Raw genomic sequence first — 14,777 nt, 5'->3', positions numbered from 1 at the left:
GGGGGGGGGGGGGGTGGTGTCAGTTCTCGGCGCGGGGGGGGGGGCCGCGGGCCGCCCCCCCCCCCGCCCCGGCCCCCCCCCCGGGGGGGGGGGGGGGGGGCCCCCCGGGGGCCCGGGGGGCCCCCCGCCGGACGGTGGTCGGGTCAGACGGCGAGCGCCTGGGCGCGACGCTTCACCTCCGTGCCGCGATTCTCGCTCAGGGCCTGCGCGGGCGTGCCCGGCAGGGTGGGGTCGGGGGTGAAGAGCCACTCCAGCATCTCTTCGTCGCTGAAGCCGTCGTCCCGCAGCAGCGTCAAGGTGCCGGTGAGCCCCTTGACGATCTTGTCGCCGTCGATGAAGGCGGCGGGCACGTGCAGTGCCCGGTTCTCCCCACGGCGTACGGCGATCACCTGGCCCTCCTTCACCAGCTGCCGCACACGCGTCACCTCGATGCCGAACTGCTCGGCGATGTCGGGGAGGGTGAGCCAGTCGGGGACGAGAGCTTCGGTCTTTGCGTCAATCTCGGTCACGGGACAAGCCTGCCATCCCGCACCGACAGTCGGCGAGCCGGTCCGGGCTGACCAGGTGTTCCGCGGCCGGGCGGGGCTCAGGCGAGGGCGGACTTCAGCGGCCGGGCCGGGTCGGCGAGCCGCTCCGGGTCGAGCGCGGTGCCCGCCTCGATGAGCTTGCGGCCCTGCGCCAGGTCGCGGGGCCGGCCGACGGCCAGCACCCCCACGAGGGCGCCCGCGCGCAGCCAGCACACCGACCACGCGGCGCCGGCCGGGTCGCCGCGCCACACCGTGGTGTCGGCGGCGCGGTGGTGGCCCGCGTACTGCACGAAGCGGCCGAACTGCTCGGACCAGAAGTAGGGCACCGGGTCGTACACCGCCGGTGTCTCACCGATGATGTTCGCCGCCACCGTGCGCGGGCCCTGGAGGGCGTTGTCCCAGTGGTGGACCAGCAGGCGCTCCGCGTAGCGTCCGGAGGGGAAGGACGAGCAGTCCCCCACCGCGTACACGTCGGCCCGTGAGGTCCGCAGCCCGGCGTCGGCCAGGACCTCGCCGTGCCCGCCCAGGTCGATGCCGGAGCCGGCCAGCCAGGCGGTGGCCGGGCGGGCACCGATGCCGATGACGACGGCTCCGGCGGGCAGCTGCGTCCCGTCGTCCAGGACCACGGAGCCCGGCTCGACGCTCCGCACGCGCGCGTGGGTGCGCAACTCGGCTCCCGCGTCCGCGTACCAGGCGGCCATGGGGGCCGCGATCTCGGCGGGCAGCGCCCCGGCGAGCGGGCGCCCGGCCGCCTCGACGACGGTGACGCGGCAGCCCGCCTCGCGGGCCGCGGTGGCGAACTCGGCGCCGATCCACCCGGCGCCCACCACGACCACGTCGCGCTGCTCGGCGAGGACGGGCCGCAGCCGGGCGGCGTCGTCGAGGGTGCGCAGCAGGTGCACGGCGGGGTCGGCGTCGGTGCCGGGCAGCCGGACCGGTTCGGCGCCGGTGGCGACGACCAGGACGTCGTAGCGGACCGGGCCCGCCGCCGTGTCCAGCTCGTGGTCGCCGGGGCGCACCCCGGTGACCTCGCGGCCCAGCTCCAGGGTGACGCCGAGCGCCGCGAAGTCCACGTCGAAGGCGGAGCCGTCGGCCTTGCCCAGCAGGACGGCCTTGGAGAGCGGCGGCCGGTCGTAGGGCCGGTGGGGCTCGGCGCCGATCAGCGTGACGGGGCCGGCGAAGCCCTGTTCGCGCAGGGCCACGGCCGTCTGCACGCCGGCCATCCCCGCGCCGACGATGACGACGTGCCGCTGTCCCAGCGCTGTCCCGGTGCCGCTCCGCTGCTCGCTCACCGGATCACTTTAGGCACCTGATCTTGCGTGGGTCAGCGACGCGGACCACTCCCGTGCCGTGACGTCCTGCACACGTGTCACCGGTTTAGCCGCCGGGCGCAAGGAGAGAGCGGGCGACCGTACTTACTGCGGCTCGGGCACAGGAGTTAGGGTGACGGCGTAAAGCACTCGCGGGAGCCCGTACGCAGCGGGCTGAGAGGGAGGCTGGGACGGCCTCCGACCGTACGAACCTGATCCGGGTCATGCCGGCGAAGGGAGGGGCTGGACGCCCATGTCGCGTACGTCACCCGAGGCCACCGACGTCCTTGTCGTCGGTGGCGGCATCATCGGTCTGGTCACCGCCTGGCGGGCCGCGCAGCGCGGCATGTCCGTCGCGGTCGTGGACCCCGCGCCGGGCGGCGGGGCCGCCCAGGTGGCGGCCGGCATGCTGGCCGCCGTCACCGAACTGCACTACGGCGAGGAGACGTTGCTCGGCCTGAACGTCGCCTCCGCGCGCCGCTACCCGCAGTTCGCCGCCGAGCTGTCCGAAGCCTCCGGCCAGGACCTCGGCTACCGCGCGTGCGGCACGCTGGCGGTCGCCCTGGACGCGGACGACCGGGCGCACCTGCGTGAACTGCACGCCCTGCAACGGAGGTCGGGCCTGGAGTCCGAGTGGCTGTCGGGCCGGGACTGCCGCCGCCTGGAGCCGATGCTCGCGCCGGGCGTGCGCGGGGGCCTGCGGGTCGACGGCGACCACCAGATCGACCCGAGACGGCTCGCGAGCGCCCTGGTGACGGCCTGCGAGCGCGCGGGCGTGACCTTCCACCGGCGGCGGGCCGAGCGGCTCCACGTGGTCCGGGACCGGGCGTGCGGCGTGGTGGTGTCCGAGAGCGCCACGGAGGGTGCCTCCGGTGGCGCGGGCGACGGGGCCCCCGACGGCTCCGCGGCGGGCGGCACCCTGCTCGCGGCCGACCGGACCGTGCTCGCGGCGGGCAGCCACAGCGGGCGGCTGGCCGGCGTCCCGGACGAGGTCCGGCCGCCCGTCCGCCCGGTCAAGGGCCAGGTGCTGCGCCTCACGGTGCCGCCGGGGTACGCGCCGTTCCTCAGCCGCACGGTCCGCGCGGTCGTCCGCGGCAGCCACCTCTACCTGGTGCCGCGCCTCAGCGGCGAGCTCGTCGTGGGCGCCACCAGCGAGGAGCTGGGCTGGGACACCACGGTGACCGCGGGCGGGGTCTACGAGCTCCTGCGGGACGCGCACGAGCTCGTCCCGGGCATCACGGAGCTGCCCCTGACCGAGACCTGCGCGGGCCTGCGCCCCGGCTCGCCGGACAACGCCCCGCTGCTCGGCCCGACCGCCCTGCCCGGCCTCCTCCTGGCCACCGGTCACCACCGCAACGGCGTCCTGCTCACCCCGGTGACCGGGGACGCCATGGCGCAGGTCCTGGCCACCGGCGAACTGCCGCCGGAGGCCCGGCCGTTCACCCCCGGCCGGTTCGCCGGGGCGGCCCCCGGCGACCTCAGCGACGTCTCCTTGGAGCAGCCCGTATGAACGTGTCCCTGAACGGCGAGCCGCGCGCGGTGGCCGCCGGCCTCACCCTCGAAGCCCTCGTCACCACCCTCACCACAGCGCACTCCGGCGTCGCCGCCGCCCTGAACGAGACCGTCGTCCCGCGGACCCGGTGGGCCGTGACGGCGCTCCGCGACGGAGACCGCGTCGAAGTCCTCACCGCCGTACAAGGAGGCTGATCCGGCCATGGCAGACGACGCTTTCGTCCTCGGCGACACCACCTACTCCTCGCGCCTGATCATGGGCACGGGAGGCGCCCCGAGCCTCGACGTCCTGGAACGCTCCCTGGCCGCCTCCGGCACCGAACTCACCACCGTGGCGATGCGCCGGGTGAACGCGTCGGTGCACGGCTCGGTCCTGTCGGTCCTGGAGAAGCTCGGCATCCGGGTGCTGCCGAACACGGCGGGCTGCTTCACCGCGGGCGAGGCGGTGCTCACCGCCCGCCTCGCGCGGGAGGCGCTCGGCACGGACCTGGTGAAGCTGGAGGTCATCGCCGACGAGCGCACCCTGCTGCCCGACCCGATCGAGACCCTGGACGCGGCGGAGACCCTCGTCGACGACGGGTTCACGGTGCTGCCCTACACGAACGACGACCCGGTCCTGGCGCGCAAGCTGGAGGACATGGGCTGCGCGGCGATCATGCCGCTCGGCTCGCCCATCGGCTCCGGGCTCGGCATCCGCAACCCGCACAACTTCCAGCTGATCGCCGAGCACGCGCGCGTGCCGGTGATCCTGGACGCGGGCGCGGGCACCGCGTCGGACGTGGCGCTCGCCATGGAGCTGGGGTGCGCGGGTGTGATGCTCGCCTCGGCGGTGACGCGGGCCCAGGAGCCGGTGCTGATGGCCGAGGGCATGCGGCACGCGGTGGAGGCGGGCCGGCTGGCGTTCCGCGCGGGCCGCATCCCCAAGCGGCACTTCGCGGAGGCCTCCTCGCCCACCGAGGGCCGCGCGCACCTGGACCCCGAGCGCCCCGCGTTCTGACCGGGACCTACCAAGCGGGCCACGGCACCGGCCACGGTTGCGGGCCACGGCACCAGCAACGGTCGCGGGCCACAGCACCGGGTCACAGCTCTGCTGCAGTCCGGGTCCGGTCCGGCAGCGGGCCGGGGGCCTGTCGGCGGCTCCTCGTAGACTCGCCTGCGTGGACACGACCCTTCAGGACCCTTCCCCGGCCTTCGGCCGGGGAGACCCCATGCTCGGGCACGTGCTCGACGGCCGGTACCGCGTCGACGCGCGGATCGCGGTCGGCGGGATGGCCACGGTCTACCGGGCCGTGGACACCCGCCTCGACCGCGTGCTCGCGCTCAAGGTGATGCACCCCTCGCTGGCGACGGACGTGTCGTTCGTCGAGCGCTTCATCCGCGAGGCGAAGTCGGTGGCGCGGCTCGCGCACCCGAACGTGGTGGGGGTCTTCGACCAGGGTGCCGACGGCGCGTACGTCTACCTGGCGATGGAGTACGTCGCGGGCTGCACGCTCCGGGACGTCCTGCGGGACCGGGGCGCGCTGCGGCCCCGCGCGGCGCTCGACATCCTGGAGGCGGTGCTCGCCGCGCTGGGGGCGGCGCACCGCGCGGGCTTCGTGCACCGCGACATGAAGCCGGAGAACGTCCTGATAGGGGACGACGGCCGGGTCAAGGTCGCGGACTTCGGCCTGGTCCGGGCGGTGGACACCGTCACGAGCACCACGGGGACGCTGCTCGGCACGGTCTCGTACCTGGCGCCCGAGCAGATCGAGGACGGTACGGCGACGCCGGGCGTGGACGTCTACGCCTGCGGGGTCGTCCTCTACGAGATGCTGACCGGCGCCAAGCCGCACCCCGGTGACACCCCCGCCCAGGTCCTCTACCGGCACCTGAACGAGGACGTGCCCCCGCCGTCCGACGTCGTGCCGGGCCTGCCGCCCGCCCTGGACCGGCTGGTGGCCTCGGCGACCGCGCGGGACCCGCGGGCCCGCCCGCACGACGCGGTGGCGCTCCTCGGCCACGTACTGGAGGCTCGCGCCGCCCTGACCGAGGCCGAGCTGGACACCGATCCGCCGGGGGCCCGGGAGGTGCCGCACGCGGGTGCGGACGACCGGACGAGCGTGCTGCCGGGGGCGGTGCAGCAGCCGCTGCCCGCGGAGGCGGACGGCGTGCACCGTACGAGCCTCCTGCAGAGTCCGCCCCCGCCGCCGCCCGCCCGACGGCGGCGCACCGGCGGCAGGCCCCGGCGCGGCACCTTCGCGGTCGTCGCGGCGCTGCTGCTGGTCCTCGGGGTCGGCGCGGGCGTCTGGTACATCAACGCGGGCCAGTTCACGCAGGTCCCGTCCCTGCTGGCCAAGACCGAGGCGCAGGCGAAGCAGCGGCTGGACGCGGCCGGTCTGCACCCGGGCGGCACGACGGCGTACCAGTACAGCGACGCGTACGAGCGCGGCACCGTCATGGCCACGGACCCGGAGGCGAACGCCCGGATCCGGGACGACGGGACGGTGCAGCTGACGGTGTCCAAGGGGCCGAAGACGGTCAAGGTCCCGGACGTGGCGGGCTCGCGGCTGTCCGAGGCGAAGAGCGACCTCAAGGACCGGGGCCTGGAGCCCGGCATGGTCACCAAGGAGTTCAGCGAGGAGACCGACAAGGGCTCCGTGGTCCGTACGGACCCGAAGGCGGGCACGGTCCGCGCCACCGGTTCCGCGGTCGCCCTCGTCGTCTCCAAGGGTGCGCCGGTGGACGTCCCCGACGTCACGGGCGAGTCGGAGGACGACGCCGTGGCCGAGATCGAGGACGCGGGCCTGAAAGCGGAGATCGCCACGGCCCGGGTCACCTCCGACGAGGACGAGGGCGACGTGGCCCGCCAGTCCCCCGCCGACGGCCGGCTCGCCGAGGGCGACACGGTGACCCTGACGATCTCCAAGGGACCCCCGATGATCGAGGTCCCGGACGTCACGGGGCTGAGCGTCGACGACGCCCACGCGAAGCTGGAGGACGCCGGTTTCGACGTGGACGAGGACCGGGGTCTCCTCGGCCTGTTCGGCGACACGGTCAAGAGCCAGTCCGTCGAGGGCGGCGAGAAGGCCGCCAAGGGCTCGACGATCAAGATCACCATCCGCTGAGGCCGGGCCCCCCGCCCCAGGCCCCTGGCCGAGGCGGGGGCGGGCGGCGCGTCGGCCCGTTCATGACACCCTCGTCGGCCATGACACCCTTGGCCGGGTGAACAGCAGCATCCGCAACCCCATCGGCGGGCACGTCCCCGTGGCCGGCGGTCTCGCCACCGTCGGGCTCGCGTGGGCCCACGACGTCCGGGCCGAGGCCGTCCAGGTCTTCGTGGCCAACCCGCGCGGCTGGGCCACCCCGCCCGGCAACCCCCGGCAGGACGAGGAGTTCCGCGCCCGGTGCGCGGCCGAGGGCGTCCCGGCCTACGTCCACGCGCCGTACCTGATCAACTTCGGCTCGCACACCGAGGCCACCGTGGAGCAGAGCGTCACGTCGATGCGGCACTCGCTGCGCCGGGCCCGCGCGATCGGCGCCCTCGGCGTGGTCGTGCACACCGGCTCCGCGACCGGCGGCCGGGAGCGCTCCGTGGCCCTCGCCCAGGTCCGCGAGCGGATGCTCCCGCTGCTCGACGAGCTGACCCACGACGACGACCCGTTCCTGCTCCTGGAGTCGACCGCGGGCCAGGGCGCGTCCCTGTGCGCGCGCACCTGGGACTTCGGGCCCTACTTCGACGCCCTGGACCACCACCCGAAGCTCGGGGTCTGCCTCGACACCTGTCACATCTACGCGGCCGGCCACGACCTCGCCGGCCCGGGCGGCATGAAGCAGACGCTGGACCTGCTGGTGGACACGGTGGGCGAGGGCCGCCTCAAGCTGATCCACGCCAACGACTCCAAGGACGTCGCCGGCGCGCACAAGGACCGCCACGAGAACATCGGCTCGGGCCACATCGGCGCCGAACCCTTCCGGGAGCTGCTCTCCCACCCGGCGACGGAGGGCGTCCCGCTGGTCATCGAGACGCCGGGCGGCAAGGCGGGCAACGCGGCGGACATCGCCCGCCTGAAGGAACTGCGCCCCTAGGGCCTGTCTGGCGGCGCCGGGCTACAGCTCGGGGCCGTCCCCGGGCTCCTCCTGGTAGGAGTAGCGCTGCTCCTGCCACGGGTCGCCCACGTTGTGGTAGCCGCGCTCCTCCCAGAAGCCGCGCCGGTCGGCGGTCATGTACTCGACCCCGCGCACCCACTTCGGCCCTTTCCAGGCGTACAGGTGGGGGACGACGAGGCGGAGCGGGAAGCCGTGCTCGGCGGTGAGCAGCTCGCCGCCCTTGTGGGTGGCGAAGACGGTGCGCTCGGCGGCGAAGTCGGCCAGCCGCAGGTTCGAGCTGAAGCCGTACTCGGCCCAGACCATGACGTGGGTGACGGCCGGGTCCGGCGGCGCGAGATCGAGGATGGTGGAGGCGCGGACGCCGCCCCACTCGGCGGCGAGCATGCTGAACTTGGTGACGCAGTGCAGGTCGCCGACCACGGTCGCGTACGGCAGCGCCGAGAACTCCTCGTGGTTCCAGCAGTGCTTGTCGCCGTCGGCGGTGGCCCCGAAGACCCTGAACTCCCAGCGCTCGGGCCGGAACTTGGGCACCGGGCCGTAGTGGGTGACCGGCCAGCCGCGCTGGAGCCGCTGCCCCGGCGGAAGCTCCGGCTGCACTGCTCCCCCAGACTCGCGACCCACCGGCTGACCCATGCCTCCATCCTGACAGACCCCGGGCAGTGGCCACGACCACGCGGGCGCCGACGGGCCGCCGCCGCCCGCCGATCGGGGCAACTCCTACTAAGCGTGCACTTACTGGACGGGTTTCGGGACCGATGCGAGGATGCGCCGGAACCTGCCCAGTCCCACCGTGCGGAAGGAGCCCTTGCGATGCAGGGCGACCCCGAGGTCATCGAATTCCTCAACGAGCAGCTCACGGGCGAGTTGACGGCCATCAACCAGTACTGGCTCCACTACCGGATCCAGGACAACAATGGCTGGACCAAGCTCGCGAAGTACACGCGTGCCGAGTCCATCGACGAGATGAAGCACGCGGACAGGCTGACGGAACGGATCCTCTTCCTCGATGCCCTGCCCAACTACCAGCGGCTGTTCCACGTCCGGGTCGGGCAGACCGTCACCGAGATGTTCCAGGCCGACCGGCAGGTCGAGGTGGAGGCGATCGACCGCCTGCGGCGCGGCATCGACGTCATGCGCGCCAAGGGCGATGTGACGTCGGCGCGGATCTTCGAGGACATCCTGGAGGACGAGGAGCACCACATCGACTACCTCGACACCCAGCTGGAGCTGATCGAGAAGCTCGGTGAGGCGCTGTACCTGGCCCAGCAGATCGAGCAGCCGGACAGCTGACCCACAAGCCCCCGGAGCATGTCCTAGGCCGCGGCGGCCTCGTCCGGCGCGACGCCGGCCATCCGGTCGGGCCCGCTCGTGACCAGCGCGGGCCGGGGGTAGGACCCCCGCCCGAGCAGCGCCTGGATGCGGCGCACGCACGAGCCGCAGTCGGTGCCCGCCTTGCAGGCGGACGCGATCTGGCGCGGGGTGCAGGCACCCCCCTCCGCGTGCCGCTTGACCTGGTCCTCGGTCACTCCGAAGCAGTTGCAGACGTACACGCCGGCTCACCTCCCGGGGCGGGACTCGTCGGTGTCGCCGTCCCGATCGACTCGGTGAGGCTAGCCTAACCATACCCGTCGGGCCCGCCGCACAAAAGCGCCGTGGGGCGCGGATCGCTGTGATCCGCGCCCCACGGCGCCGTGCCGGTACGGGCTCACTGGTCGCGGTACATCTCCGCCACCAGGAAGGCCAGGTCCAGGGACTGGCTGCGGTTCAGCCGCGGGTCGCAGGCCGTCTCGTAGCGCTGGTGCAGGTCGTCGACGAAGATCTCGTCGCCGCCGCCCACGCACTCGGTGACGTCGTCGCCGGTCAGCTCGACGTGGATGCCGCCCGGGTGGGTGCCGAGCGCCTTGTGGACCTCGAAGAAGCCCTTGACCTCGTCGAGCACGTCGTCGAAGCGGCGGGTCTTGTGGCCCGAGGCCGCCTCGTAGGTGTTGCCGTGCATCGGGTCGGTGATCCACGCGACGGTCGCGCCCGAGGCGGTGACCTTCTCGACCAGCTCCGGCAGCTTGTCGCGGACCTTGTCGGCGCCCATCCGGACGATGAAGGTCAGCCGGCCCGGCTCGCGGTCCGGGTCGAGACGCTCGATGTACTGCAGCGCCTCCTCGGCCGTCGTGGTCGGGCCGAGCTTGATGCCGATCGGGTTGCGGATCTTCGACGCGAACTCGATGTGCGCGCCGTCCAGCTGACGGGTGCGCTCGCCGATCCAGACCATGTGGCCCGAGACGTCGTACAGCGTGCCCGTCCGCGAGTCGACGCGGGTCAGCGCCGACTCGTAGTCCAGGAGCAGCGCCTCGTGGGAGGCGTAGAACTCGACCGTCTGGAACTCGGCCGGGTCGGTGCCGCAGGCGCGCATGAAGTTCAGCGCGTTGTCGATCTCGCGGGCCAACTGCTCGTAGCGCTGGCCGGACGGGGACGACTTCACGAAGTCCTGGTTCCAGGCGTGCACCTGGCGCAGGTCGGCGTAGCCGCCGGTGGTGAAGGCGCGCACCAGGTTCAGCGTGGAGGCGGAGGCGTGGTACATCCGCTTCAGGCGCTCGGGGTCCGGGACGCGGGCGGTCTCGGTGAACTCGAACCCGTTCACCGAGTCGCCGCGGTAGGTCGGCAGCGTGAGGCCGTCGCGGGTCTCGGTCGGCTTGGAGCGCGGCTTGGAGTACTGGCCTGCGATGCGGCCGACCTTCACGACCGGCACCGAGGCGGCGTAGGTGAGGACGGCGCCCATCTGGAGCAGCGTCTTCAGCTTGTTCCGGATGTGATCGGCCGAGACGGCGTCGAAGGCCTCGGCGCAGTCGCCGCCCTGGAGCAGGAACGCCTCTCCCTTGGCGACGGCCGCCAGTCGGGCGCGCAGCTGGTCGCACTCGCCGGCGAAGACGAGCGGCGGATACGACTCGAGGTCGGCGATCACGTCGCGCAGAGCCTCGGCATCGGGGTACTCGGGCTGCTGCGCCGCGGGCAGGTTGCGCCAGGTGTTGCCAGCGCTCGCGCTGGTCTTAGCGTTCACGGTCACCTCGACAACATTACGGGGTCACGTCGGGCGTCCATTCCGCCGCTCATCTTTTGAGACAGCTGAGAGGCACCTGGCCCACATGAGCCCGGGGTTCGGGTACGGTTGCGCCCATGTTCGCGCAGTTCTTGACCCGCACCTGGTGGTGGACCGCACATCCGGCGGCCCACTGACTGCGCGTTCCCGAAACCGCGAAGGCCGCCCGAGGGGCGGCCTTCAGTGTTTTCAGGACACACACCGGCTGTTCCTCCCGAATCGACTGCTCCGTAAGTCTCCGGAAGGAACCCGATGCTGGACACCCTGCTCACCGACGACCGCCCCTTCGCCCTCCTGCGCCGCCGCGCGCCGGGCCGCGACCACGACACCGTGGAGCTGCTGATCGGCCCGGTCGGCTCGTACGAACGGCTGGCGGACATCCCCGAGGGGCTCGCCCTCGTCCCCTTCAAGCAGATCCGCGAGCGCGGCTTCGACGTCCGCGACGACGGCACCCCGCTCACGGTCCTCACCCCCGAGGAGTCGTACGAGATCCCGCTCGCCGAGGCGCTCGGCGGGCTCCCCCGGCACGAGGTCCGCGTCCAGGAGGGCGGCTTCGACATCGGCGACGAGGCGTACGCGCGGATCGTCGGGCGGGTGCTGCGGGACGAGATCGGGCGGGGCGAGGGCGCGAACTTCGTGATCCGCCGGACGTACGAGGGCGAGATCCCGGGGTTCTCCCGGGCGGACGCACTCGCCCTGTTCCGGCGGCTGCTCGCTGAGGAGCGCGGCGCGTACTGGACGTTCGTCGTGCACACCGGGGAGCGGACCCTGGTGGGCGCGAGCCCCGAGGTCCATGTCCGGATGTCCGGCGGCACGGTCGTGATGAACCCGATCAGCGGCACGTACCGCTACCCCGCGGCCGGGCCCACCCCCGAGGGCCTGCTGGACTTCCTCGCCGACGGCAAGGAGACCGAGGAGCTGTCGATGGTCGTCGACGAGGAGCTGAAGATGATGTGCACCGTCGGCGACATGGGCGGGGTCGTCGTCGGGCCGCGGCTGAAGGAGATGGCGCATCTCGCCCACACCGAGTACGAGCTGCGCGGGAAGTCGACCCTCGACGTGCGCGAGGTGCTGAAGGAGACCCTGTTCGCTGCGACGGTCACCGGCTCGCCGGTGCAGAACGCGTGCCGGGTCATCGAGCGCCACGAGCCCGCCGGGCGGGACGGGGCCGGGCGCGGGTACTACGCGGGGGCCCTCGCACTGATCGGCCGGGACGCGGGCGGCGCGCAGACCCTGGACTCCCCGATCCTCATCAGGACCGCCGACGTCGACGCGGGCGGACGGCTGCGGGTCTCGGTCGGGGCGACCCTGGTGCGGGGCTCCGACCCGGCGGGCGAGGTCGCCGAGACGCACGCCAAGGCCGCCGGGGTGCTGGCCGCGCTCGGGGTGCGCCCGGCCCGGCCGCGTGAGGAGGGCGCGCGGCCCGCGCTCGCCGACGACCCGCGGGTGCGGGCGGCGCTCGACGGGCGCCGCGCGTCGCTCGCGCCGTTCTGGCTGCGGATGCAGGAGCCCGGGCGGCCGGGTGGTGAGCTGAGCGGGCACGCGCTGGTCGTCGACGCCGAGGACACCTTCACCGCGATGCTGGCGCACGTGCTGCGCTCGTCCGGGCTCGGCGTGACGGTGCGCCGCTACGACGAGGCCGGGCTGCGCGAGGCCGTCCTCGCGCACGAGGGCCCCGTGGTGCTCGGCCCCGGGCCGGGCGATCCGGCGGACCCGGCCGATCCGAAGATGCGGTTCCTGCGGTCGCTGACGGCCGAGGTGCTCCGCGGCCACCGGCACGGGGTGCTCGGTGTCTGCCTCGGTCACGAGCTGGTCGCCGCCGAGCTGGGCCTGGAGATCGTCCGCAAGGAGGTGCCGTACCAGGGGGCGCAGACGGCCGTGGACCTGTTCGGGCGGACCGAGACCGTCGGCTTCTACAACAGCTTCGTGGCCCGCTGCGACGACGAGGCGGCCCTGGAGCTGGCCGCGCACGGCGTCGAGGTGAGCCGGGACACGGCGAGCGGCGAGGTGCACGCCCTGCGCGGGCCCGGCTTCGCCGGGGTGCAGTTCCACCCGGAGTCGGTGCTGTCGCTGCGCGGCGCCGCGATCGTGCGGGAGCTGCTGGCTCAGGTCGCGGGGGGCGCGGGCGCCGCCGCCGGCACCAGCACGTTCTCGGAGCGGCGGCCCGCGCAGTAGTCGAGGACGTTGCGCACCGTGGCGTCGACGATCTGGCCGACGGCGTCCACGGTGTAGTACGCCTGGTGCGAGGTGACCAGGACGTTCGGGAAGGTGACGAGGCGGGCCAGGGTGTCGTCGTCGACGATCTCCAGGGACTTGTCGAGGAAGAACAGGCCCGCCTCGGCCTCGTACACGTCGAGGCCGACCCCGGCGAAGCGGCCCTCGCGCAATTCGGCGACGAGGGCCTTGGTGTCGATGAGGCCGCCGCGGCTGGAGTTGACCAGGATCGCGTCGTCCTTCATGGCGCGCAGGGCGGCCGCGTCGACGAGGTGCTCGGTGGCGGGCAGCAGCGGGACGTGCAGGCTGATCAGGTCGGCCTCGGCGAAGAGCCGCTCCTTGTCGACGTACGTCATGCCGAGGGCCACGCACTCGGGGTTCTCGGCGACGTCCCAGCCGAGCAGGTTCATGCCGAAGCCGTGCGCGATGCGGGTGAAGGCCTCGCCGATCTTGCCGGTGCCGAGGACGCCGACGGTCCGCCCGCGCAGGTCCCGGCCGAGCAGTCCGTCGAGGCGGAAGTCGAAGTCGCGGGTGCGGGTGCTGGCCCGGACGATGCGCCGGTTGACGGCCATCGCCAGGGTCCAGGCGAACTCGGCGACCGAGTACGGGGAGTAGTACGAGACCCGGGCGACGGTGAGCCCGAGGCGCTCGGCGACCTCCAGGTCGATGTTGTTGAAGCCGGTCGAGCGCTGGGCGATCAGCTGGGTGCCGCCGGCGGCGAGGCTCTGCAGCACCCGGTTGTTCAGGGTCGCGTTGACGCTGGTGGAGATGGCCTCGTAGCCGGCGGCGATGGGAGCGGTGTCCTCGTTGAGGAAGACGTCCAGGCAGCGGACGTCGTGATGGCCCGCGAAGCCCTTCTCGATGAGGGGCTTTTCATCGGATTGCACACCAAATGCGAGGATCTCCATACCGGCGAGTCTAGGGCGCATGTGCCCGCCGGGCCCTCCGGCGGACCCGTCGCGCCCCCGGGACCCGCCTCAGCCGAAGAAGACGCCCACCTCCTCGTACAGCGCGGGATCGACCGTCTTCAGTCGCGAGGTCGCCTCGGCGATGGGGACCCGCACGATGTCCGTGCCCCGCAGCGCCACCATCTTCCCGAAGTCGCCGTCCCGCACGGCCTCGATCGCGTGCAGGCCGAAGCGGGTGGCGAGCCAGCGGTCGAACGCGGAGGGGGTGCCGCCGCGCTGGACGTGCCCGAGCACCGTGGTGCGGGCCTCCTTGCCGGTGCGCTTCTCGATCTGCTTGGCGAGCCACTCCCCGACGCCGGAGAGGCGGACGTGCCCGAAGGAGTCCAGCGACTCGTCCTTGAGGACCATGTCGCCGTCGCGCGGCATCGCGCCCTCGGCGACCACCACGATCGGCGCGTACGAGGAGGTGAAGCGGGAGGTGACCCAGGCGCAGACCTGGTCGAGGTCGAAGCGCTGCTCGGGGATGAGGATGACGTTGGCGCCGCCCGCGAGCCCCGAGTGCAGGGCGATCCACCCCGCGTGGCGGCCCATGACCTCGACGACGAGGACCCGCATGTGGGACTCGGCGGTGGTGTGCAGCCGGTCGATCGCCTCGGTCGCGATGCCGACGGCGGTGTCGAAGCCGAAGGTGTAGTCGGTGCCGGACAGGTCGTTGTCGATGGTCTTCGGGACGCCGACGGCCTGGATGCCGTAGTCGTCGGCGAGGCGGGCCGCGACACCGAGGGTGTCCTCGCCGCCGATCACGATGAGCGCCTCGACCTCCTCCTTGGTGAGGGTGTCCTTGACGCGGCGGATGCCGTCGGGGGCCTGGAGGGGATTGGTCCGGGAGGAGCCGAGGATGGTGCCGCCGCGGGGCAGGATGCCGCGCACCGCGGGGATGTCGAGCCGTACGGTGTCGTCCTCCAGGGGACCGCGCCAGCCGTCCCGGAAGCCGACGAAGTCGTAGCCGTACTCCTGCACGCCCTTGCGGACGATGCCCCGGATCACGGCGTTGAGCCCGGGGCAGTCGCCGCCGCCGGTCAGTACTCCGACCCTCATCGCGTAACTCCCTTGTCACGGTGAGCAGTTG

15 protein-coding genes and 1 riboswitch are annotated in these 14,777 nt (G+C 73.2%); of the genes, 8 read left to right on the top strand and 7 right to left on the bottom strand.

Translation table 11 applies throughout. The features are described from left to right. Nucleotides 1–143: 143 nt before the first annotated feature. Both ACIBW6_RS24365 and ACIBW6_RS24360 read right to left on the bottom strand, forming a co-directional pair. Nucleotides 144–509 carry an Rv2175c family DNA-binding protein gene (locus ACIBW6_RS24365; protein WP_399062964.1) on the bottom strand — a complete coding sequence of 122 codons (366 nt, stop codon included), beginning with the start codon at nucleotides 507–509 and terminating at the stop codon, nucleotides 144–146. Nucleotides 510–586: 77 nt separating this feature from the next. Next, a complete protein-coding gene (locus ACIBW6_RS24360; RefSeq protein WP_399062962.1) occupies nucleotides 587–1,819 on the bottom strand; it encodes an NAD(P)/FAD-dependent oxidoreductase in 1,233 nt (410 codons plus the stop codon). Between the two features lie 160 nt (nucleotides 1,820–1,979). After that, nucleotides 1,980–2,093: riboswitch (TPP riboswitch) on the top strand. On the opposite strand from ACIBW6_RS24360, the gene thiO reads away from it, so the two are divergent. From thiO to ACIBW6_RS24335, 5 genes are all read left to right on the top strand, one after another. Further along, the gene (thiO, locus tag ACIBW6_RS24355; RefSeq protein ID WP_399062960.1) at nucleotides 2,091–3,347 is read left to right on the top strand and encodes a glycine oxidase ThiO; all 1,257 of its coding nucleotides are present in this window, start codon (nucleotides 2,091–2,093) and stop codon (nucleotides 3,345–3,347) included. Its footprint overlaps the riboswitch before it by 3 nt. Further along, complete coding sequence (gene thiS / locus ACIBW6_RS24350; RefSeq protein WP_399062958.1) at nucleotides 3,344–3,544, top strand: sulfur carrier protein ThiS; 201 nt, start codon at nucleotides 3,344–3,346, stop codon at nucleotides 3,542–3,544. The genes thiO and thiS overlap by 4 nt, the downstream gene beginning before the upstream one ends. 7 nt (nucleotides 3,545–3,551) lie before the next feature. After that, complete coding sequence (locus ACIBW6_RS24345; RefSeq protein WP_399062955.1) at nucleotides 3,552–4,346, top strand: thiazole synthase; 795 nt, start codon at nucleotides 3,552–3,554, stop codon at nucleotides 4,344–4,346. 160 nt (nucleotides 4,347–4,506) lie between these two features. Next, nucleotides 4,507–6,453 (top strand): Stk1 family PASTA domain-containing Ser/Thr kinase, encoded by a 1,947-nt coding sequence (gene pknB / locus ACIBW6_RS24340; RefSeq protein ID WP_399062954.1) that lies wholly within the window; start codon nucleotides 4,507–4,509, stop codon nucleotides 6,451–6,453. 97 nt (nucleotides 6,454–6,550) lie between these two features. Next, a complete protein-coding gene (locus ACIBW6_RS24335; RefSeq protein WP_399062952.1) occupies nucleotides 6,551–7,414 on the top strand; it encodes a deoxyribonuclease IV in 864 nt (287 codons plus the stop codon). Between the two features lie 21 nt (nucleotides 7,415–7,435). Here the strand turns inward: ACIBW6_RS24335 and ACIBW6_RS24330 are convergent, their stop codons facing one another. Then, complete coding sequence (locus ACIBW6_RS24330) at nucleotides 7,436–8,068, bottom strand: sulfite oxidase-like oxidoreductase (protein ID WP_399062949.1); 633 nt, start codon at nucleotides 8,066–8,068, stop codon at nucleotides 7,436–7,438. A 177-nt stretch (nucleotides 8,069–8,245) separates the two neighbouring features. Here ACIBW6_RS24330 and bfr point away from each other — a divergent pair, with 177 nt between their 5' ends. Next, on the top strand, nucleotides 8,246–8,725 hold the full coding sequence (gene bfr, locus ACIBW6_RS24325) for a bacterioferritin (protein WP_324768392.1): 480 nt from the start codon (nucleotides 8,246–8,248) through the stop codon (nucleotides 8,723–8,725). Nucleotides 8,726–8,748: 23 nt separating this feature from the next. Here the strand turns inward: bfr and ACIBW6_RS24320 are convergent, their stop codons facing one another. After that, the gene (locus ACIBW6_RS24320) at nucleotides 8,749–8,985 is read right to left on the bottom strand and encodes a bacterioferritin-associated ferredoxin (RefSeq protein WP_399062946.1); all 237 of its coding nucleotides are present in this window, start codon (nucleotides 8,983–8,985) and stop codon (nucleotides 8,749–8,751) included. A gap of 155 nt (nucleotides 8,986–9,140) precedes the next feature. Further along, nucleotides 9,141–10,493: a class II 3-deoxy-7-phosphoheptulonate synthase gene (locus ACIBW6_RS24315; RefSeq protein ID WP_399062944.1), complete on the bottom strand. Its 1,353-nt coding sequence runs from the start codon at nucleotides 10,491–10,493 to the stop codon at nucleotides 9,141–9,143. A 110-nt stretch (nucleotides 10,494–10,603) separates the two neighbouring features. Between ACIBW6_RS24315 and ACIBW6_RS24310 the strand changes: the two genes are divergently transcribed. Together ACIBW6_RS24310 and ACIBW6_RS24305 are read left to right on the top strand one after the other, a co-directional pair. Beyond that, a complete protein-coding gene (locus ACIBW6_RS24310; RefSeq protein ID WP_399063116.1) occupies nucleotides 10,604–10,663 on the top strand; it encodes a trp operon leader peptide in 60 nt (19 codons plus the stop codon). 115 nt (nucleotides 10,664–10,778) lie between these two features. Next, nucleotides 10,779–12,701, top strand: coding sequence for an anthranilate synthase family protein (locus ACIBW6_RS24305; protein WP_399062942.1), 1,923 nt, complete (start codon nucleotides 10,779–10,781; stop codon nucleotides 12,699–12,701). On the opposite strand, the gene ACIBW6_RS24300 is transcribed toward ACIBW6_RS24305, so the two are convergent. Then, nucleotides 12,632–13,648, bottom strand: a complete 1,017-nt coding sequence (locus ACIBW6_RS24300; RefSeq protein WP_399062939.1) for a 2-hydroxyacid dehydrogenase — start codon at nucleotides 13,646–13,648, stop codon at nucleotides 12,632–12,634. The two genes, ACIBW6_RS24305 and ACIBW6_RS24300, sit on opposite strands and share 70 nt — an antisense overlap. Nucleotides 13,649–13,717: 69 nt before the next feature. Continuing rightward, entirely contained in the window at nucleotides 13,718–14,746 is a 1,029-nt protein-coding gene (locus ACIBW6_RS24295; protein WP_399062937.1) for a 6-phosphofructokinase, read from the bottom strand. Nucleotides 14,747–14,777 lie beyond the last annotated feature (31 nt).

This window comes from Streptomyces sp. NPDC049813 (assembly GCF_044465085.1).
Lineage (GTDB): Bacteria > Actinomycetota > Actinomycetes > Streptomycetales > Streptomycetaceae > Streptomyces.
Note: the sequence above shows the minus strand (reverse complement) of the source record. Positions and strands in the feature narration are given on the sequence as shown.